Below are 19,588 nucleotides of genomic sequence, written 5' to 3'. Positions count from 1 at the left end.
CCGCGCGCGATCCTTCAAGCCAACACGCGGACAACGCCGAAGGCTTAACTGGTCACAGGGTGATTCGGCGACGACACGTCGTAGGTCGTAGCCGTCACATTCGCGAGCAACGTGGCGAGCACTCGAGCCTTCTGCGGAGCGTCCTCATTCGTTCCCCACTTGACAGTCTGGCCGCCACGCAGCGTGAAACTCACCTGTGTGCCCGTGGACGTCACAGCGGTCACCTGCGAGCGTGTCTGTCCATCGAGCGCACCAAGCGCCGAGGCGATATCGGCTGCGCCGACACGACGATCCTCCGGCAGCGTCACCACCGGGTAGTCCCCCGCGCTGGCAACCTGCTGGAACGCCACACCCTGGTCGTCCACCAGCTGATAGCCGCCGACCGCTACCTCCGCAGCCATCGGGGTTCGCATCGTCACCGAGATGCGCAGACTCGTCGGCCAGTGGCGCGTGACGGTGGCCGAACGCACCGCCACATTCGATTCGACGGCGCGTGCGACCGCAGACGTGCTCAGTCGCGTCAGCGGCACGCCTTCGAAGGATGAAACCGATGAGCGCACAGAATCGGCCGTCACCAGCGTCCCATCCTCACCCGAGACGATGACAGCCGACGAAGAGAAGGCAAATACCGGCGAAAAGAACGCAACCCACGCTGCGCCGCTTGCCAGGCTGAGCGTCACGACCGTAAGCGCGATACGACGTAGGAGAAGCATGCGACGCGCACGGTGGCGTTCGCGCAGGCGATCGCCCAGGTCCGCCATCTCCTCGCCTCCCAGCACGGACGCGGCGTCGGCGACCGGCGTCGGCCGTTCGACCGCCGAGCCACCGAGGCGACGCTCCACCGCCGAGACGGATCGAGGCCTCGGCTCCTGCCCGTCCTGGACTTCTTCTCCCTCGGGCACCGCAGTGATGATCTCGTCGAAAGAGGGACCGGCACCGTCTGTGCGCGACGGACGTTCCTCGTGAGGGCGAGAACCTCCCGGACGCCTCGGAGAAGGCGGCCTCATGCCTCCATCCGCTTCCACTCCTCCAGCACGTCGGACGCGCAGTGAGTGATCGAGCCTGCTCCCATCGTCAGGCAGACGCCTCCTTCGGGTGTCAGCGTCGCAGCCAGGCGGGCGGCCTCGTGCATGTCCTCGACGTAGGATGCTCCCTCGACACGGGAGGAAATAAGCGTGGAGTCCACGCCGGGTTCCGGATCCTCGCGGGCACCGTAGATGCCCGTCAGGACGACGTGGTTCGCGCCCGACAGTGCCTGAGCGAAGCGCTCGGCGAAGATGCGCGTGCGCGAGTAGAGGTGCGGCTGAAACACGACGGTTACCTCACCTTCGCCCGAGACAACCTGGGCCTCGCGAATCGCCGCTTCAACCTCGGTCGGATGGTGGGCGTAGTCATCAAACAGACGGCGGGTCCCAACATGGCCGCGTGCCTCGAAGCGACGGGCCGCACCCGTGAACTCACCCAGACCGTCAGCAATCACCTGGGGCTCAAGTCCGCACTCGATGCCGGCCACCCACGCGGCCGTTGCGTTAAGGACGTTGTGTTCGCCGGGAACACGCAGCGTAAGCGACGCGGCGTGCTCCCCCCACGTCAGCGACGCGCCGGCACCATGGGCCTCGTCACGCACGTCGGAGATCACGACATCGGGCGTATGGGGCGAGCGGTCCACACGCCCGTAGGTGACGACACGCAGACCTTCGCCGCGCGCGGACTGCGCCAAACGCACAGCGCCCTCGTCCTCCGCGCACGTCACCAGCAGGCCACCGGGAACCAGACGGCGAGCAAACTCGACGAAGATCTCCTCGAATTCCTCGCGCGAATGGTAACGATCCAGGTGATCGGGCTCCACGTTCGTCACGATCTCAATGACCGGAGAGTAGTTCAGGAACGATCCGTCCGATTCATCAGCCTCAGCAACAAAGACGTCGCCGCCCCCCAGATGCGCGCCGGTACCCAACTGGGGTAGAACGCCACCCACGGCCACGGACGGATCTAGGCCGCACGCCGACAAAGCGATGGCCAGCATGCCGGAGGTCGTCGTCTTCCCATGCGCGCCGGCCACACCCACAAAACGCATACCCGAGGCCGCCAGTGCGAGGGCCTGCGAGCGGTGGATCACCGCCTGGCCGCGCTCGCGCGCGACCGCCAACTCAGGATTATCATCGCGAATCGCGGTCGACACCACGACCACCGAGGTCGCATCCAGGTGCGAAGCGTCGTGCCCGACAAACGTGCGCACGCCAACGGAGCGCAGGTGCTCAAGGACCGCGGATTCCTCACGGTCCGACCCTTCCACGATTGCGCCTCGCGAGGCCAGCAGCTCGGCGACGACGCTCATGCCGGCACCGCCGATACCGATCAGATGATAACGATCGTGCAACGTCGGCTCACTCATTGCTGTTCTCCTTCACCTGGTCCAGCGCCAAATCCGCCAAAGCGCGGGCCGCACCCGCACGCCCCAGCGACTGCGAGGCGGCGGCCATATCCGCCAGGCGCGTCGAGCCCAGCAGCGGAAAGACGTTACGGCGAACGAAGTCCGCCGTGAATTCCTCATCATCGATGAGCTGTGCTCCACCAGCGGCCACGTGGTCCGCGGCGTTCAAGCGCTGCTCACCGTTACCGATCGGCAGTGGCACATAGATGCAGGGCAAGCCCAGGGCCTCCATCTCAGCCACGGTGCCCGCACCCGACCGGCACACGACGAGGTCTGCGACAGCCAGCGCATCCTCCATCGTCGTCAGGTAATCAATGACGTGCCAGCGATCCGACAGCCCCGCCGCTTCGACGGAGGCGCGCACGGACTCGTCCTTGCCCCGACCCGTCAGGTGCACGACTTGCACCCCCTCCGGCAGCGCATCGACGGCCCCAGTCATCGACTCGTTCACGTGCAGCGCTCCCAGGGATCCACCCGTGACGAGCAGCGTCGGAGCATCAGGGTTCACGCCCAGACGCTCAGCGGCCTCGCGGCGTGCCTGCGCCGCGCCCTGCGCGTCCTCGCGGCGGCTTGCCAGATCCGCGATAGCCGCACGCAGAGGAAGACCCGTCACGACCGTATTCCCCAAACGCGCGCTCAGGGGCGTAGCCGGGAAGGTCAGTGCGACGACCGCAGCATTGCGCGCACCCACCTTGTTAGCGAGGCCCGGGCGAGCATTCTGCTCGTGAATGACGATCGGGACACCCGCGCGCTTCGCCGCTATGTACGCGGGTGTCGACACGTAGCCGCCGAAACCAACGAGGACGTCGGCCCCCTCCAGTGCCTGGGCACAGCGCTTCACGGCGTCCAAGAAACGTGACGGCAGCGTGAAGAAGGCGAGCGAAGGGCGGCGCGGCAACGGCACGCGGGGAATCTCCACGAGTGGGAAACCTGCAGCGGGAACCAGATCCGATTCCAATCCGGCCGCTGTCCCCAGGACCACAACCTCCGCACCGCTCTCACGCAGCTGTGCGGCCGTCGCCAGCAGAGGATTCACGTGGCCGGCGGTCCCGCCGCCAGCCATCACTACCTTGACCATATGCGTCTCCTTTACGCGTGCATAACCCCAGTTTAGCGAGCCGCGCGCCTGCGGGGTGCCACGCGGGGGTCACGCCCCGCCGATGCCTCGTCGGGCCGACCAATCATCCGCATCCCGGCTCGGGCGCGCGCAAAGGACGCCACGACCGCGATCGCGGTGATCGTAAAGAGGAAGGACGAGCCACCGTAGGACACGAGCGGCAGAGGAACACCGATGACCGGACCCAGCCCCGTCACCGACAGCACGTTGATGATCGTCTGGATGCCGATCCACGACGCAACGCCCGACGCAACGACGACGACAAACAGGTCCGAAGACTCGCGCGCCACGCGTATCATGCCCCACACCAGCAGCCCCAGGCAGACCAGGACAGCGAGGGTACCGAACAGCCCGAATTCCTCGCCCACGATAGCGAAAATGAAGTCCGTGTGGGCCGCCTGCAGATAATTCCACTTCTCACGCGACGCGCCCGGGCCGAGGCCGGTCAGGCCGCCCGAGCCCAGCGCCCACAGCGAGTGGTCGATCTGCTCGGGAGCGGACTCGTCCGATCCCTTCGACGTACCCGGCAAGATAGCGAGGATACGGCGAATACGAGTGGGGTTGGACAGCACGAGCAGCACCATCGTGGGCACGGCGATCATGAGGAGGCCACCAAACCAGCGCTTGGGCAGGCCGGCCACCCACACGGCACCCAGAGCACCCACCGCGACCACCATCGCAGTGCCCATGTCACGTCCGAGCATGACTGCTCCCAGAGCGACGAGGATAGGCATTCCCACGGCCACAGCCATCGCGCGCAGATCCGAGCGCTTCGAGGCCGACTTTGAGACCATCAGTGCCAGGAACACGATAAGGGCGAGCTTGAGGAACTCCGAGGGCTGGGCCATGATCGGGCCGATCTTGACCCAGTTTGCGTTGCCACCCTCAGAGCGTCCGAGGGGGCTCAGAACCAGCGACTGGAAGACAAGAGCGCCCACGAACATTATCGGCGACAGATAGACGAACCATCGTTGGGGAACCAGCTGAACGACCGTAGCAATCAGCAGGGAAACCACGATGATAGCCAGGGGGCGAGCGTACGCAGAATAGGGATTCTCTCCCTGCGCGATCGACGTGACAGTTTGCGCCGAAAAGCCCATCACGAGGCCGAAAACCGAGAGCACAACGGCCGGCAGGACGACGAGATAGTACGTCATCACCGGATCATGCTGACGCTCCTTTCCGGACCCGAAGCGGATCCGAGGCAGCGTGACCGTCGGGATGTGCCACCCGCGCTTATTCGTCACCACCGGCGCTCCCCCACTGGGCGGCCAGGCGCGACACCGCGTCGGCGAAGGCATCGCCACGCTGACCGTAGTTATCGAACTGATCCCAGGATGCACACGCCGGCGCAAGCACGACGGTATCACCTGGCATGGACAGGGCCACAGCCTCGTTGACGACGGAGAACATCCAGTCCTCGTGGCCGTCAACCTCGACGAAGGGCACCTGAGGCGCACCGTCGGACAGCGCGGAAACGAGAGCCGAGCGGTCCTCGCCGATAACGACGACGCCGCGTAGGATCGGCTCGACTTGCTTGATGAGCTCCGTGAAATTCTGGCCCTTCGCGTCGCCACCAACGATCCAGATAGCGCTACGCGGAGGCAAACCCGCCAGTGAGGCGCGCGCCGCGTGAGCATTCGTCGCCTTCGAGTCGTCCACCCACGTCAGATCCGCCGCCTCGGCAATGATCGCGCGACGGTGACCTGCCGGACGGAAGGACCGCAGTCCCTCCTCCACGGCCTCGGGCTCAACGCCATACGCGCGGGCGAGCGCGGCAGCCGCCAGCGCATCGCACAAAATGGCGGCCGACGGGTGAGGCCCGTACGCACCCGACAGATCGGAGACGTGCGCGAGGGCCGCTGCCTGTCGCGCGCGGTCCTTCACGAACGCACGGTCAACGAGGAGGCCCTCGACGATACCGAACTGCGACACCGACGGCGCACCAAGCGTTAGGCCGATGGCGCGTGCACCTTCGACGACCTCTGCGTTCTCCACCATGGCCTCGACGCGACGATCGGATGCCGGATAGATACACGCCTTGATCGTGTTTTCGTAGACGCGGGCCTTGTCGGCCACATAGGCCTCAACGCTGCCGTGCCAGTCCAGGTGATCCGCGTCCACATTCAGACAAATCGACGCCAGGGGCGACACCGTATGCGCCGTGTGCAGCTGGAAGCTCGAGAGCTCAACCGCAAAGACCTCCGCCTCGGAGTCAATCGCGCGTGTAATCGGTGTTCCAATGTTGCCAACCTCTTCGACGTTGGCACCCGCGCAGCGCAGGATCTGGCCAAGCATTCCCACAGTAGTGGTCTTACCGTTCGTCCCGGTCACCGTCAGCCAGGGACGTCCCGCGTGAGGGCCTTCCTCCTGCAGACGCCAGGCGAGCTCCACTTCCCCCCACAGGTCAATGTCAGCCTGCTCGCAGGCACTAAACACCGGGTGGTGCGCAGGCACGCCCGGGGACACGACGACGAGGTCGGGGCCGGCCGCAACGATCGCGCTGGCGAGGGCAGCCGGGTCCTCCTCGACGTGGACTGCAACTGCACGGACATCATCGAAGAAGGAGGGCTGCCCTCCGCGCGCGTCGAACGCACGCACCTTCCAGTCGCGGGCGAGCAGCGCTCCCGCCGCTCCCTGTCCGGACTTGCCCCAGCCGACGACAGCAGCGAGACGACTCATCGACGCGACACCCACTCCGCATAGAACAGACCCGCACCTGCCACTGCCGCGATCGCGGCAATCAGCCAGAAACGGATCACGATCGTGACCTCCTTCCACTCGAGAAGCTCGAAGTGGTGGTGCAGAGGGGCCATGCGGAACACCCGCTTACCCGTCGCCTTAAATACGCCGATCTGGATGACGTCCGAGAGAACAACGGCAACGAAGAGACCGCCGACGACAATGGCAAGCAGCTGTGTCTGCGTGAGGATCGACAGGCCGGCGACCGCGCCGCCGAGGGCAAGAGCTCCCGTATCACCCATGAAGATCTGAGCCGGCGACGCATTCCACCACAGGAAACCCGCCAGCGCGCCGATCAGCGCGGCGCAGAAAATCGCCAGGTCAAGTGGGTCTCGCGTCGAGTAGCAATTCGCCTGGTTGGCTCCCAGCTGCGTGCAGGACTGGATGCGCTGGAAGTAGGTGATGAAGGTGTAGGCACCGAACACGAAAATAGACACACCCGCAGCCAGACCATCCAGGCCGTCGGTCAGGTTCGTCGCATTCGACCACGCCGTCACGATCAGGTTCGTCCAGACCAGATACAGGGCGATGCCCACGCCAAGTCCGGCGAATCCCAGCGTCAAGGCCGTGGGACGAGCGACGGAGATCTCCAAGGTACCCGCGTATTCACCGAATTCGTTCGGCATGATCAAGGTGCCCAACGCAAACAGCGAGGCCACGGCAACCTGTCCGATGATCTTTCCCGACGGGTGCAGGCCGAGGGAACGCTGACGCATGATCTTGATACCGTCATCGAGCAGGCCGATAACGCCCAAGCCAACGAACAGGAGGACCAACAGCAGGCCGGACCACGACGGTCCTGCGCCGGCGACCATCGAGCCGATCAACCACGCGACGACGGTCGCCAGGATAATGACAACGCCGCCCATCGTGGGCGTCCCGCGCTTGGTGAGGTGCTGGGTCGGACCGTCCTGGCGAATGAACTGACCGTATTGGTGCAGCACCAGGAAGCGAATGAGCAGCGGCGTGCCTGTCACGGACAGCGCCATGGCGATAATGAAGGCCGAGATAAGTCCAATCACCGGTTCGTTCCCTTCTCTCGCAGGATGTCTGCGACCTGCCACGAATGTGATCCGTAGGAGCCTTTGACGAGGATGACGGAACCATCCGCGGCGTGTTCAATCACCAGGCGTGCGGCCTGCTCGGGATCCGAGGCGACCTCGCGATGGGGCACGTGCGGTGCTCCCTCTAGATAGTAGTGGGCATCCGTCCCCAGGCCAATGAGTGTGTCGATACCCGCATCGGCAGCCATCGCTCCGACCTGCTCGTGCAGCGGCTGGGAGTCATCGCCCAGCTCCAGCATCTCGCCAAGGACCGCGATCTTTCGGGCGTCCGAGCCGATCGAGGCCAGCGCCGCGATACCCGCACGCATCGAGTCCAGGTTCGCGTTGTAGGAGTCGTCGATCAGGGTGATCGCTGTGCCCTCCACGGTGAGCTGGTGAACGTCCATGCGGTGGGGGCTCAGGGCACGGGCACTCGACAGGACGGTGGCCACGGTCTGAAGGTCAACGCCGAGGGTCAGAGCACCCGCAGCAGCAGCCAGCGCATTCGCCACGTGGTGTCGTCCGACGATTTTCAGGTCGATGTGGGCCTCGCCCTGGGGGGCCACGAGAGTGAAGGAAGCACGGTCCGCGCGATCAAGATGCACGTCGATTGCGCGCACGTGCGCGCGGGGGTCACCCGAGGCAGAAAAACGAATCACGTCGCCGGTTGCCAGAGGTGCCATTGCCTCGACATTCGGGTCGTCTGTGTTGAGAATGACGGGACCGCCCGGGCGCGTTCCCCGAATGAGCTCAGCCTTCGCGGCCGCGACGCCTTCGAAACCACCAAAGCCGCCCACGTGGGCATGCCCCACGCACAGCTCGATCGCGACATCCGGAGACACAATGTCCGTCAGGTAGGTGATATGTCCGGGGCCCGAGGCACCCATCTCGAGGACGAGATGACGCGTCGTTTCATCCGCCATCAGAACGGTCAGCGGCAGGCCGACCTCGTTGTTGAAGGAAAGCTTGGGAGCCACCGTCGGCCCGTCCTCGCTCATGATCTGCGCCAGCAAGTCCTTCGTCGTGGTCTTGCCCACCGAACCCGTCATCGCGATGACGTCAAGGACACCCCCTCTGCGCAGGTTGTCCACGTGTGCCCGCGCCAGGGCTCCCAGCGCCTCGGTGGAATCATGGACGACGATCTGAGCCACGGCCTCGTCGACTTCATGCTCAACGATGACGGCGACGGCACCGCGCTCGACGGCCCCTGCCACAAAGGAGTGTCCGTCGGCGGCCTCGCCGCGGCGAGCCACGTAGAGCGAACCCTCGGCTGCCTCACGCGAGTCAGTGACCACCGGGCCTGTCACGAGTACATCGGGACCGACCAGGTGCCCCGACACTGCCTCAGCAATCCACTGTGCTGCTGCCTGCATGTTCTACTCCTTCAGACTCACGGCGTCGTCGGATACAGGTTAGCGGACGAGGTGGAAGCGGGGATACCCAGGTTGCCGACGGCAGTGCGAGCAATGTCGCCAAACAGCGGCGCCGACGAATCAGATGAGACCGACGCCACCCTCGGGTTGTACAGGACGACGGCGATTGCCAGGCGCGGCGCGTCCGCGGGAATGATGCCTGCCGTCGTAGAGACGAGGCCCGACGCGCCGTCGATGATCGTCTCAGCGGTACCGGTCTTGACACCCACTCGGTAGCCCGGGACCTTGGCCGCACCGGCGGTGCCCCGATCGTCTTCGACGACGGATTCCATCATGGTCAGCAACTGCGATGCCGCCGTCGCGTCCATGGCCTGCACCGGCTGGCTTCCCTGCGGCACCTCGACCGTCCCATCCGCGTTCGTCCACGACTTCACGATGTGGGGGGTAATACGCACTCCCCCGTTCGCGATCGTCGCCAATGCGGATGCCTCCTGCATCGCGGTAATCGCATAGGCCTGGCCGAACATCGTGACGTAGCGGTCACGCCCCTGCCACTCGTCTGCGCCGCGAATAAGGCCCGCGGACTCGCCGGGCAACTCAATGCCCGTCTCCTCGCCGAAACCAAACGCACGCATCATGGCGTAGCGCTGGTCGTCGCCGATCGTCTGACCGATCAAGACGGTACCGGTGTTCGACGACTCCGCGAGAACGCCCGTGGCCGTCAGTGTCTCGCCGTCATGCTCGTGGAAATCGGTGATGGGACCACCCGCATCGGACAGGTTCAGCGCGTACGGCACCTGGAAAACGCTCGTGGGTGTGATCGTCCCTTGGTTAAGGGCGGCCCCCACGGTGACGAGCTTGCCCACAGAGCCGGGCTCGAACGCGTCCTGGACGGCGTGCACTTTCTGGGGCTTAGCGTTGTCCGGCTCCTTGGAGTTCGAATCCGCCATCACGAGCACGTGACCCGTTGCGACATCCTCAATGACGACTGCACCCCAGTCAGCCTGATGCTTCGCAACGCGAGCGTCCAGCAGGTCTTGGACCTGATGCTGCAGGTCGGCGTGCAGCGTCAGCTCCACGTTTCCGCCGTCCTTCGGCTCGACGGTCGTCCTTTTTCCGCCGGGCATGACCGCGCCGTTGGGCGCAATCTCAAAGGCCTGCGCGCCGGGCGTACCCGTCAGGAGCGCGTCGAACTGGGCCTCCATGCCGGAGGATCCCTGCCCCTCCGCGTTGACTGTCCCGATAACGGGGGCTGCGACGTTGCCGTTGGGGTATTCGCGCTCGAAAACGGACTCCCATTCGATGCCGTAGATGTCGAGCTTTCGGATCTCACGGTAGGACACCGCGTCCACGTTGCGCTTGATGTACTCATAGGTAGAGTCACCCAGCATCATGCCGCCAAGCTCCGCCTCGTTGATACCAAGAATGGGGGCCAGGAGGCGGGCCGCTTCCGCGGGACCGCGGCCGACCTCGTTGCCGTCATCGTCGCGGTTGACGAAGGCGCGAATGTTCACCTGGTTAACCGCGATGTCGTAGGTCTGGATCGAGTTCGCCAGGACGACGCCCGTGGCATCGGTGATTGTGCCGCGCGCAGCGGCGACCTCCGTTGAGGAGGTACGAACACGCTGCCCTTGGGCGGCCAGCGACGGCCCCTCGATGATCTGGAGCTGGACCAAGCGCACACCGCAGATACATAGGGCACCGACAAGGATGCCTACGATCCATCGCGAACGCGTGACGACGGTATCCATGGGTCCTCGCCTTCCGGGTTACTTCGCGGGGGTCCCGGCCTCGACAGTACCAGTTTCGAGGGTGATGAAGCCCGATTTGCCCGCGGGCACCATGCCGTTCGCCTGCGCTGCTTTCTCGAGCTCGGTCGGCGAGGCCTTGCGATCCAGCTCCGCGCGCATCGTCCACGACTCGGCCTCCAGCTCGTTGAGGACGAGCTGCTGCTCACGAATCTCAAAGGAGGTTTGAGCCATGCGGGTGTTCAGGACCATCGACGCGACGACGGAGGCCAGGGCGACGGTGACGAAGAGCATGAGGATTGCCGCAATCGAACGGCGAGGACGGGTGCCCTCGACGATGCGCAGCTCGCGGGCCTCTTCGCGGCGCAGCTCGGGACGTGCTGCGGGACGTGCCTTCGCAGTTGCTGCACTCATGTGAGGTCCTTCCATTCGCGGATGAGTTCCGCACCGCGCAGTCGCACGGATGCAGATCGGGGGTTATGGTCTTGTTCGGCCTGATCGGCCCTGTTGGCACCCTTCGTCAGCAGGCGCAAGCTGGGAGCCATCTCCTCTGGGATGATCGGCAGTCCGGGAGGAGCGCTACTGGTTGATCCGCAACGCAGCACGTCCTTGACTATCCGATCCTCAAGACTCTGGTACGACTCGACGACCAGGCGCCCACCCACTCGCAGGCTGGCGAGGGCTCTGGGCAGTGCCCGTTCCAAGATCGTCAGCTCGTCGTTGACGGCTACGCGCAGCGCCTGGAACGTGCGCTTGGCGGGGTTGCCGCCGGTTCGTCGCGCGGGCGCGGGGATGGCTTCGCGGATGATGTCCACGAGCTCACCGGTGCGCTTGATCGGCGCGACATCTCGACGCCGAATGATGAGCCGGGCGATGCGCGGCGCAAACTTCTCTTCGCCGTAGGTGCGCAAGATCCGGATCAGTTCGCCTTCCGAGGCCGTGGCCAGCAGGTCGGCGGCGCTGGGGCCGGTGGTCGAATCCATCCGCATGTCGAGGGGCGCATCCTTGGAGTACGCGAAGCCACGCTCGGCCTCGTCGAGCTGCAGGGAGGAAACCCCCAGGTCCATGAGGATGCCGTCCACACGCGCACCCTGACCGAGCTGGTCTGTGACCGCCTCATCGATGTTGTCGTAGGTGGTGTGGACCGCGCGGAAGCGCTCACCAAAGCGCTCGAGGCGCTCGGAAGCGAGGGCGATCGCCTGCGGATCACGGTCGATGCCGATGACCGTCAGTTTCTCGAAGCGCTCGAGTGCACCCTCGGTATGTCCACCCATTCCCAGGGTGCCGTCCACGAGGACAGCGCCGGGGCGATCGATCGCGGGGGCCAACATGTCGAGACACTCCGCGAGGAGCACGGGCACATGTCGCTCACTTGCGGGGCGCGACGAATCGCGCACCGACTCCGATGCATCGCGCATGCCGCGCCTCCTTCACGTCTCTCGTCATTAGATCCGTCCCCCCAGGTCCCCCACCGTGCTCCGCCATCGGGGAAGTGATGTCGGAACAGCGGGCGGAGACCTGGGAGTACGGGTCAGAACATCCCCGGAATGATCTCTTCTGCTGTGTTGGAGAAGACCTCCTCCTGGACCGCGAGGTAGTCGCGCCAGGCCGAGGCGTTCCAGATTTCGGCTCGCGAGCCCGCACCAATGACGGCGAGTTCGCGATCCAGACCGGCGTAGGCACGCAGGTCCGCGGGGACGCTGATCCGCCCCTGCTTGTCCGGGATCTCCTTATAGGCACCCGAGAGCATCACGCGGATCCAGTCACGCGCCTGCTTTGACGACAGGGGCGCGCGGCGCAGTTCCGCGGTCATGTTCTCGAATTCCGCTGCAGGGAATGCGTAGATACAGTGCTCTTGGCCGCGAGTGAGGACGATTCCGCCCTCCATATCCTCACGAAAGCGCGCGGGCAGGAACATGCGACCCTTGTCGTCGAGCTTGGGCTCGTACGTACCGAGGAACATGTCACCGCCCTCCCCTGTTCGGAACTTTTCCCCACTTTACCCCACTAGACCCCATACTTATAGAGAAACTTACGGCGTGGCGCGAAAAATAGAAAGCAGAAACGGCGTTATTTCAATGAAAAATTTAGGTGGAGAAAAGTGGGGGAAATCTTGCACACACTCGGAGTGTCACACCGGCGACGACACCTCCCCCACCGACCACAACATCGGACAAAGAACGCCGTTTTCTTTGACATTGCAGCGTTTTCACGAGTCTTAGACTCGATCACCGAACTGTGCCCCCACTCTCGGGGAGGAAGGTGGGGAGCAGGGTGGGGAACCTCGGGGAGGGCGGTGGGGACCCCGGGGAGGGCGGTGGGGACCCCTGAGCATCCCAGGAAAGGCCATGGGGGGACGACGGAGGCCTCATAGAACACGCACCGGCGAGGCCCCTGAGCACCACAGGCGACGGTCCTTCGCCTCCTCCCGCATCCCACTCCTCTTGCACGATTACACGAGGCCATCAGCCCCGCTATCGACGCGAACACAACCCACACTGATACCCATGACACCAGTGTCAAGGCGCGCACAACCCACACCGAAACCAACGACACCACCGTCGACACGCGCACTGACAACACTGAAACCAACGACACCACCGTTAACGCGCGCACAACCCACACCGACACCAACGACACCACCGTCGACACGCGCACTGACAACACTGAAACCAACGACACCACCGTCGACGCGCGTGCAACCCACACCGACACCAACGACACCACCGTCGGCGCGCGTACTGACAACACTGAAACCAACTACACCACTATCAACACGACCTCAAGCCAGTACGAAACCCCTGGCACCACCGTCGACACGCGCACTGGCAGCACTGAAACCAACGACACCACCGTCGACACGATCTCAGGCCAGCATGAAACCCCTGGCACCACCGATAGCCACAACCGGAGTATTTAGGGCGTTTTTTGCGCGACGGAGGTGCCGACGGTTTCACTCGACCAGCATTGCCCTCCGACAGTGGTGCTGTCGGTTTCAAAGTCCAGCCTCTCATGCACACACTGCCCGCCGCGCCCCACCAGGAAGACCCCACACCGTCAACTCACAACACACGATCCACGTAAGACCACACTCAGCCCCAATACCTCATGCACGTTTGTGCGTTTCTTGGCTTTTGGGTGGGAGGATGTGCGTGATGGTTGCGCAGCATTCTTGGTGTTTCGTGTCGGTTCTGCGCGTATCCTGACAGGTAAGGGTCCGCCCCCAACGGCGGGGGTGGACCACCACGCATCTCATCATGGAGGGCGCACCATGGAGAACTCACCCCTATCCGATCAACCCACCAGCGAGGACGACGCTGCAGTCTTCCCTGGCTCGGGCTCGCGCCGCGAGCAGCGCTCGCACGACCGTGAGCTGCCCGCTCGGGCTGCCACCCACACGCGGGGAGCGCGCCCCCGGGTTCGTTCCTGGATGCGTGCAGGCGCGCTTGATTGGGGTATCCGCATCGCAGTTGTGGGCCTGGTGATTGGCGGATTCTTGGCCATCTACCTCAACGGCGTCAATGAGGGCTGGTGGCACCCCTGGGGTCACACACCCACCGTCACAACCACAGGCCCCACAGCAGTGCCCACACCCGCGCCCACAGCGTCGAGTGAGCCCGCCATGTCGGGCGGTTACCAGATCGGCCCCGACGGCGTGCTCGTGAGACCGGCCGAGTATGCGGCAGAGACCTACCCCAAACCCGAACTACCCGAAGCCGCCAAAGAAAACACAGAACGCGGAGCAGAGGCCGCGGCGGAGCACTACCTGGCAGTTGCAACGTATGCGTGGAACACCGGAGACACTTCTGCTATCGCAGCTCTTTCTGACGATTCGAGTGGCTTTGCTCAGTCATTGATCAACAAGATCGACGCTGTCTACTCTAATGGTTGGGCGTACGGAGACACGCTGACTGTTAACCATGTTCTCCTCCTTGAGCCTGTTCCTGCGAATGGCGCGGATGTGCCCCCTAACACAATCGGGGTGAAATTCGGTGTGACGGCAGTTGATGGTACGAGATGCTCGGGTCAACGCGTCACTATCAAGAATGAGGAGTATCAGGCGACAATCTCTTTGTTTATGACCTGGCAGGGCGATCGGTGGATTGAAACGCAGGGAAGGGCAGAAGCCAATGAGCACTAAGTTCACCGATTATCGGCCTGCTGGTGTGGCATTAGCCGCTATTTGTGTCCTATTCATTCCATTGTCAACAGCGTATGCGCATGGCTGGGATGATACGCCCCATGATTGGGATCAGATCGTTGAATCTGACGGAGGAAGTGGTATCAAAGTAAGCGCTGACGCCAAATGGGGACAGAACTCTGCGGCTGCACAATCTCCAGCGTCATCCCAAACAAACGCAATGGATGATGCGGTTCGTCTTTCAAACGAGACTGACGCGGGTCCTGCGGCGCTGGCTTACGCCAATGATGATCTGTGTGACGGCACAACGTCGCACACCGAGACGCTGCCTGACGGCACCGAGTCTGAGCCATTTGTGTGCGCACACTTCTCCCGCGCAGACACCAATGCCCCCGCCGGGTACGTGCCCACCACGCGCGAGATCTTGTACTACGCCGCCACGACCATCCACGCCGATGGCGCGGGCCTGCACAAGCGCCCCACCGACGTGTCCTACACCAACAAGTACGTGCCCACGCTCGTGGCAGCAACCCACCCCACACAAACCCACACCATCAACCTGCTGGGCCACGACATCACCATCACCCTGACAGCCACGAACTACCAGTGGAGCTGGGGAGACGACACCCCAGACCTCATCAGCACCTCACCGGGCACCCCCTGGCACAAGGGCATGGACCCCAACACCGACCCCGCCCTCATCCGCCACTACTACACCCCACCGGGCGGCTGGCGCTCCCGATTCGACGGCCCCTACCCCAACGCCACGCGCACCATCACACTGACCACCACCTGGGCAGGCACGGCCACCAACCCCTTCACAGGAGACACCCAAACCATCAACGGCCTGGTCACCACCACCGAAACAACAGGCCCATTCCCCCTCTCCCACCTCCTCATCAGTAACACCGACACCTGGGAAGAAAGCCAAGGACACTAAAACAGCGCACACCTCCTCGTGCGCCACCTCCGATGCCACCAATCCCAGACTCATGCGGGTAAGGACCACGGGCGGGTGGATGCGACGCAACCTCTCAGCCCGCACTCACAGTCGATGTACGACGAAGCGGGGTGCCCCGGTCTCCCAGCGCGCCCCGCTTTCGGCAGCAATATGTGTGCTTCGTCAGTCGTTATCCTTGCGATTATCCCAGCGGCGTTCCTGATCCTGAATGAAGGAATCCCATCCGCCGCCCTTGTTCTTCTTGCCGGAAGCGGAGCGTTCAGCCGCATTCCCTTTACCACCTGGTCGAGAGAGCGCATAGAGCACACCGGCAACAGTCAGGGAGAAACCGGCGATCCCCAGGAGGATAGACACAGCGGAGTAGCCCAGGGAGACAGCGACAACCAGGACAACCATTCCGAGGACGGCCCCGGTCAGGCCGAGCGCAATGCGGCGAGGACCGCGAGGTCCCGCGGGCACCTCGGCGTCAGATTCTTCGGAGACGGGGGCAGACATCTGCGAGGCCAACGCCGGATCTTCCTCGCGCAGAGATTCTTCCATCTGCTCGAGAACCTTCTTCTCATACTCAGTGAGAGCCATTGGCTGCCCCTTTCACACGCGTGTTACCGACAGCTTAGCGCGTCCACTATGTCGGAGACGAACTGGCACTACAGGAGGGTCCCCTGGTGTGGCTCACCGCCACCCAACCGAGCTATCCGCGCAGAGCCTCGTTGATTCGAGGGAGCCTCAACAGAGGATGCGTCCGGATCCTCCGCACCGAAGGAGCGTCTATCGGGCGTCTTCTTACCGAGCAGCGTGGCGGGAGCCAGCGCACCCGCGCCAAACCTTGTGCGAATCTGATCCATCGCCCGTTCCGAAGCAGCCGGTCGCTCATCCCGGTCCAGAGTCACGGCCACTCCCCCAGAACGCGACTGCAGGCCTTCGACGCGCACGCCAAAGAGGCGGACCCCGCCAATCGGCATGTTCTCGCGCGAAAAGAGCTCGCGCGCGGCTCTCGCGATATCTCTCCCGGTGTCCGTGGGGGCCACGAGGCTCACGCTACGCGTGATCGTATGAAAGTCCGCGCCGCGCATCTTGATAGCGACGGTCCACCCGACGACGCCGCCCGCACGTAGTCGGCGAGCGCAATCGTGGGAGGCCGCCAAGATGAACTCCTCGATCTGCGCCCGCGAGCACACGTCGTCCTCGAAGGTGCGCTCCATGCCGACTGACTTTTCGGCGCGCACAGGGCTGACAGTCCTCGGGTCGATACCCCAGGCGAGGTCGTGCAGGTGGTGAGCCGAGGCGAGGCCGAGGAGTTTCGTCAAACGGGCAAGGGGCGCGTGAGCCAGGTCGCCGATCGTATCGATCCCCTCGCGCTCGAGAACCGCGCCGGTACGGCCACCTACACCCCAGAGGGCGCCCACGGGCAGGCCGTGCAAAAACTCAACCGTGGCCTCATGAGGAATGAGCAGCAGGCCATCGGGTTTTGCGTGCGAGGAGGCGATCTTCGCCACCGACTTGGTCGAGGCGATGCCCACGGAGGCGGGCAAACCGACGCTCTCGCGGATGCGAGAGCGGATCAGGGTCGCGATCTCAAGAGGCGATCCGAGGCGCCGCCTCGCCCCAGACACATCCAGAAAAGCCTCGTCAATCGAAACCTGCTCCAGGTCGGGAGTAACGGTACCCAGAATCCTCATGACCTCGCGGGAATATCGCTGATAGGCAGCGAAGTTGCCCGGAATCAAGGCGGCACTCGGGCACAGTGCACGAGCGCGAGAGGTCGGCATGCCGGCGCGCACGCCCAGGGCACGAGCCTCGTAGGTGGCGGAGGTGACGACGCCGCGCCCCGAAGTGCCGCCGACGATGATGGGGCGCCCAACGAGGCTCGGGTCCTCGCGCATCTCGACCTGGGCGTAGAAGGAGTCCATGTCGACGTGGAGGATCGGGGTGGCAGAGTCGTCCGATCCCCAGTCGCGCTTCGCGCGCGCGTCCCTGGGAGCGTTTGACATGTCACCTCCTCTGCCTGTCGGTGTCCCACGTGATTACAGTGTCCACCATGGCACGCTCATCTTCGTCACGCGACATCTCATTCGACACGGATTTCGGCTCAGCGCGTATCCGGTGGGATGGTCCGCGCGCGACGCTCTTCCTGGGGGACGTTGAATCGTCGGCGGTCGACACGTCCGATCCGACCTTCCTGGAGTTCGAGTACATGCAGCACATGGACGCGGTCGTGTCCTCCCTGTGGGGATCACAGGAGCGTTTCCGTGCGCTTCACGTGGGTGGCGCCGCCTGCGCGCTCGCGTGCGCATGGTCGGCGTCACACGCGCAGTCTCGTCACGTCGCCGTCGAGGTCGATCGCTTGCTGGCCGAACGGGTGCGCGAGCACTTTCCCATCCCGAAGGCCCCGAAGGTCAGGATTCGCGTCGGCGATGGACGTGCAGTCCTGGATCAGACACGCGAGGGGTCCTTCGATGTGGTGGTACGCGACGCATTCGCATCGGGGGTGACCCCGGATTCACTGCGCACCGTTGAGTGCGCACAGCGGGCACGCGCAGCACTTGGCTCCGGCGGCGTCTACCTGGTGAACTGCGCGCACGGTGGACCGGCTAACGCACGCCAGGACATCGCTGCCCTGCGTGAGGTTTTCCCCTTCGTAGCGTCCATTCAGGATCCGAAGGTCGGACGGAGCGGGCGCCGCGGCAACGTCGTTGCCGTGGCCTGCTCGGAGGGCGTCGTCGATGTCGATCAGATCGATCGCGCGCTGCGCATGTTGGCGCTTCCCGCTCGGATCACTCGCCCGCGCGACCTGGAGCGGTGGGTGGCTGGAACTGCCGCGCTCACGGACGTCCAGGTGGGGTATCAGCAGGCCGACTAACGAGGCCGTGGCGCGCGGGTAGCGCCACCGCGGCAGAACGCGGGCTCAGTGCTTCCTGACGCGCAGCTGCCTCAGGCGCGGTGGCGCGGCGAGGAAGGTCCGGGGCCTTCTCCCCTGCGTCGCGCTTCAACACGAGCGAGAACGTCCTCGATGGTGTCGGGCTTGGCCGGTTCCTCCGCGTCTTCGTTGCGCGGCGCACGCTGGACGGACTCGATTTCCGCGTCCTGGGCACGAGAGACCTGCGCGAGGTATGCCTCGATGACATCGCCGATGTCCTTCGGGATCATCTCCTCGTTGCTGGTCGCAGGAGGATGTCCCATGCCGGGCAGCGGGATCGCACCCGTGCCACCGGTCCACGCATCGAAGTGCTCCTCGAGGGCGGAGACCGTGTGCGAGATCTCCGGGTTGCCCTCGACGAGCTTCTCGATGCTCTCCTGATCCTGGGCGGCACCCTGTTCGAGGTCACCGACTGGCAGCGAGAGGTCCGCGAACTTGGCAAACGAGGTCAACAGGGCCGAGGATGCTGCGGGGTAGCCGGTGTCCGCCATGTAATACGGAACTGCTCCAAGTAGCGCGAGCCCACCGATCCCCTGCTGCCCCATGCGGATCTGCATGAAGGTGGACAGCGGCGAGGGGAATTGCATGTGGTTCGCGATCTGGCCACCAGAGGGCAGGAGCGACTCGTCAGTCGCCTGGACGTGGACGGGCGTGGGGCGCGTGTGCGGCACGCCCGAGGGGACTCCGTGCAGCGAGAAAGTGATCTCCACGCCCGCGCGTTCGCAGATGTCCCGGATGGCGGCGGTAAAGGACTCCCAGTGGGCATCGGGCTCGGCACCGTGCAGGACCAGGATCGGGTTCCCCATGTCGTCTTCGACGAGGTCGAGGACGGTTTCGGGCATCACCATGTCCGGGGAAGACACCCAGTTGTCCACGGTCACGATGGGCCGATGGGAGCGGTAGTCCATGAGGGCGTCGGCGTCGAACGTAGCGACGCGCTCATTGTGCAAGGAGCGAAGGAGCTGGCGGATGGCCATTCGCCCCGCCGCCCCGGCGTCAATCGCCCCATCGAAATGGATGAGGAGAATCTTCGCCTTCGCGCCGGCGGCGGGGCCGTCGGCATACAGATCAGTCGCGTTGATACTCACGTCTCCTCCTCATTCTCATTCGTC

General features: G+C 64.4%; 17 protein-coding genes. 3 read left to right on the top strand and 14 right to left on the bottom strand.

The features are described from left to right. Positions 1–44 precede the first annotated feature (44 nt). The 11 genes from RDV55_RS08885 to mraZ all read right to left on the bottom strand — a co-directional run bounded on the left by RDV55_RS08885 (position 45) and on the right by mraZ (position 12,420). Positions 45–1,007 carry a cell division protein FtsQ/DivIB gene (locus tag RDV55_RS08885; RefSeq protein WP_111823982.1) on the bottom strand — a complete coding sequence of 321 codons (963 nt, stop codon included), beginning with the start codon at positions 1,005–1,007 and terminating at the stop codon, positions 45–47. Further along, on the bottom strand, positions 1,004–2,395 hold the full coding sequence (gene murC, locus RDV55_RS08880) for a UDP-N-acetylmuramate--L-alanine ligase (protein ID WP_111823981.1): 1,392 nt from the start codon (positions 2,393–2,395) through the stop codon (positions 1,004–1,006). Before murC ends, RDV55_RS08885 begins: the two co-directional genes overlap by 4 nt. Further along, positions 2,388–3,512, bottom strand: a complete 1,125-nt coding sequence (gene murG / locus RDV55_RS08875; RefSeq protein ID WP_111823980.1) for an undecaprenyldiphospho-muramoylpentapeptide beta-N-acetylglucosaminyltransferase — start codon at positions 3,510–3,512, stop codon at positions 2,388–2,390. Before murG ends, murC begins: the two co-directional genes overlap by 8 nt. Before the next feature lie 32 nt (positions 3,513–3,544). Next, positions 3,545–4,801, bottom strand: coding sequence for an FtsW/RodA/SpoVE family cell cycle protein (locus tag RDV55_RS08870; RefSeq protein ID WP_165835856.1), 1,257 nt, complete (start codon positions 4,799–4,801; stop codon positions 3,545–3,547). Beyond that, a complete protein-coding gene (murD, locus tag RDV55_RS08865) occupies positions 4,788–6,233 on the bottom strand; it encodes a UDP-N-acetylmuramoyl-L-alanine--D-glutamate ligase (protein ID WP_111824028.1) in 1,446 nt (481 codons plus the stop codon). Before murD ends, RDV55_RS08870 begins: the two co-directional genes overlap by 14 nt. Further along, positions 6,230–7,315: a phospho-N-acetylmuramoyl-pentapeptide-transferase gene (gene mraY / locus RDV55_RS08860; protein ID WP_111823978.1), complete on the bottom strand. Its 1,086-nt coding sequence runs from the start codon at positions 7,313–7,315 to the stop codon at positions 6,230–6,232. The genes murD and mraY overlap by 4 nt, the downstream gene beginning before the upstream one ends. Next, positions 7,312–8,709: a UDP-N-acetylmuramoyl-tripeptide--D-alanyl-D-alanine ligase gene (locus RDV55_RS08855; RefSeq protein ID WP_111823977.1), complete on the bottom strand. Its 1,398-nt coding sequence runs from the start codon at positions 8,707–8,709 to the stop codon at positions 7,312–7,314. The genes mraY and RDV55_RS08855 overlap by 4 nt, the downstream gene beginning before the upstream one ends. 17 nt (positions 8,710–8,726) lie before the next feature. After that, positions 8,727–10,460 (bottom strand): peptidoglycan D,D-transpeptidase FtsI family protein, encoded by a 1,734-nt coding sequence (locus tag RDV55_RS08850; protein WP_111823976.1) that lies wholly within the window; start codon positions 10,458–10,460, stop codon positions 8,727–8,729. A gap of 18 nt (positions 10,461–10,478) precedes the next feature. Further along, complete coding sequence (gene ftsL, locus RDV55_RS08845; RefSeq protein WP_111823975.1) at positions 10,479–10,871, bottom strand: cell division protein FtsL; 393 nt, start codon at positions 10,869–10,871, stop codon at positions 10,479–10,481. Next, the gene (gene rsmH / locus RDV55_RS08840; RefSeq protein ID WP_111823974.1) at positions 10,868–11,875 is read right to left on the bottom strand and encodes a 16S rRNA (cytosine(1402)-N(4))-methyltransferase RsmH; all 1,008 of its coding nucleotides are present in this window, start codon (positions 11,873–11,875) and stop codon (positions 10,868–10,870) included. Before rsmH ends, ftsL begins: the two co-directional genes overlap by 4 nt. A 113-nt stretch (positions 11,876–11,988) precedes the next feature. Then, a complete protein-coding gene (mraZ, locus tag RDV55_RS08835) occupies positions 11,989–12,420 on the bottom strand; it encodes a division/cell wall cluster transcriptional repressor MraZ (protein ID WP_007587853.1) in 432 nt (143 codons plus the stop codon). Positions 12,421–13,728: 1,308 nt separating this feature from the next. Between mraZ and RDV55_RS08830 the strand changes: the two genes are divergently transcribed. After that, a complete protein-coding gene (locus tag RDV55_RS08830) occupies positions 13,729–14,598 on the top strand; it encodes a DUF6318 family protein (protein ID WP_111823972.1) in 870 nt (289 codons plus the stop codon). A gap of 220 nt (positions 14,599–14,818) precedes the next feature. Continuing rightward, positions 14,819–15,538 carry a hypothetical protein gene (locus RDV55_RS08825; protein ID WP_245907729.1) on the top strand — a complete coding sequence of 240 codons (720 nt, stop codon included), beginning with the start codon at positions 14,819–14,821 and terminating at the stop codon, positions 15,536–15,538. 183 nt (positions 15,539–15,721) lie between these two features. On the opposite strand, the gene RDV55_RS08820 is transcribed toward RDV55_RS08825, so the two are convergent. Both RDV55_RS08820 and dinB read right to left on the bottom strand, forming a co-directional pair. Beyond that, positions 15,722–16,138 (bottom strand): DUF3040 domain-containing protein, encoded by a 417-nt coding sequence (locus tag RDV55_RS08820; protein ID WP_111823971.1) that lies wholly within the window; start codon positions 16,136–16,138, stop codon positions 15,722–15,724. 68 nt (positions 16,139–16,206) lie between these two features. Beyond that, positions 16,207–17,550 (bottom strand): DNA polymerase IV, encoded by a 1,344-nt coding sequence (gene dinB / locus RDV55_RS08815; RefSeq protein WP_111823970.1) that lies wholly within the window; start codon positions 17,548–17,550, stop codon positions 16,207–16,209. Between the two features lie 47 nt (positions 17,551–17,597). Here dinB and RDV55_RS08810 point away from each other — a divergent pair, with 47 nt between their 5' ends. Beyond that, positions 17,598–18,419, top strand: a complete 822-nt coding sequence (locus RDV55_RS08810) for a spermidine synthase (protein ID WP_174703822.1) — start codon at positions 17,598–17,600, stop codon at positions 18,417–18,419. A gap of 71 nt (positions 18,420–18,490) precedes the next feature. On the opposite strand, the gene RDV55_RS08805 is transcribed toward RDV55_RS08810, so the two are convergent. Further along, positions 18,491–19,564, bottom strand: a complete 1,074-nt coding sequence (locus RDV55_RS08805; protein ID WP_111823969.1) for a PAC2 family protein — start codon at positions 19,562–19,564, stop codon at positions 18,491–18,493. Positions 19,565–19,588 lie beyond the last annotated feature (24 nt).

Source organism: Schaalia odontolytica (genome assembly GCF_031191545.1).
GTDB classification, from domain to species: Bacteria; Actinomycetota; Actinomycetes; order Actinomycetales; family Actinomycetaceae; genus Pauljensenia; species Pauljensenia odontolytica.
The sequence above is the reverse complement of the archived record's forward strand: the minus strand, read 5'-3'. Positions and strand labels throughout refer to the sequence as shown.

Bases quoted from the DNA above. Each gene is read 5' to 3' on its own strand.
- RDV55_RS08885 (WP_111823982.1), bottom strand. From the start codon at position 1,007: ATGAGGCCGCCTTCTCCGAGGCGTCCGGGAGGTTCTCGCCCTCACGAG.
- murC (WP_111823981.1), bottom strand. From the start codon at position 2,395: ATGAGTGAGCCGACGTTGCACGATCGTTATCATCTGATCGGTATCGGC.
- murG (WP_111823980.1), bottom strand. From the start codon at position 3,512: ATGGTCAAGGTAGTGATGGCTGGCGGCGGGACCGCCGGCCACGTGAAT.
- murD (WP_111824028.1), bottom strand. From the start codon at position 6,233: ATGAGTCGTCTCGCTGCTGTCGTCGGCTGGGGCAAGTCCGGACAGGGA.
- RDV55_RS08855 (WP_111823977.1), bottom strand. From the start codon at position 8,709: ATGCAGGCAGCAGCACAGTGGATTGCTGAGGCAGTGTCGGGGCACCTG.
- RDV55_RS08850 (WP_111823976.1), bottom strand. From the start codon at position 10,460: ATGGATACCGTCGTCACGCGTTCGCGATGGATCGTAGGCATCCTTGTC.
- ftsL (WP_111823975.1), bottom strand. From the start codon at position 10,871: ATGAGTGCAGCAACTGCGAAGGCACGTCCCGCAGCACGTCCCGAGCTG.
- rsmH (WP_111823974.1), bottom strand. From the start codon at position 11,875: ATGCGCGATGCATCGGAGTCGGTGCGCGATTCGTCGCGCCCCGCAAGT.
- mraZ (WP_007587853.1), bottom strand. From the start codon at position 12,420: ATGTTCCTCGGTACGTACGAGCCCAAGCTCGACGACAAGGGTCGCATG.
- RDV55_RS08830 (WP_111823972.1), top strand. From the start codon at position 13,729: ATGGAGAACTCACCCCTATCCGATCAACCCACCAGCGAGGACGACGCT.
- RDV55_RS08825 (WP_245907729.1), top strand. From the start codon at position 14,819: ATGGATGATGCGGTTCGTCTTTCAAACGAGACTGACGCGGGTCCTGCG.
- RDV55_RS08820 (WP_111823971.1), bottom strand. From the start codon at position 16,138: ATGGCTCTCACTGAGTATGAGAAGAAGGTTCTCGAGCAGATGGAAGAA.
- dinB (WP_111823970.1), bottom strand. From the start codon at position 17,550: ATGTCAAACGCTCCCAGGGACGCGCGCGCGAAGCGCGACTGGGGATCG.
- RDV55_RS08810 (WP_174703822.1), top strand. From the start codon at position 17,598: ATGGCACGCTCATCTTCGTCACGCGACATCTCATTCGACACGGATTTC.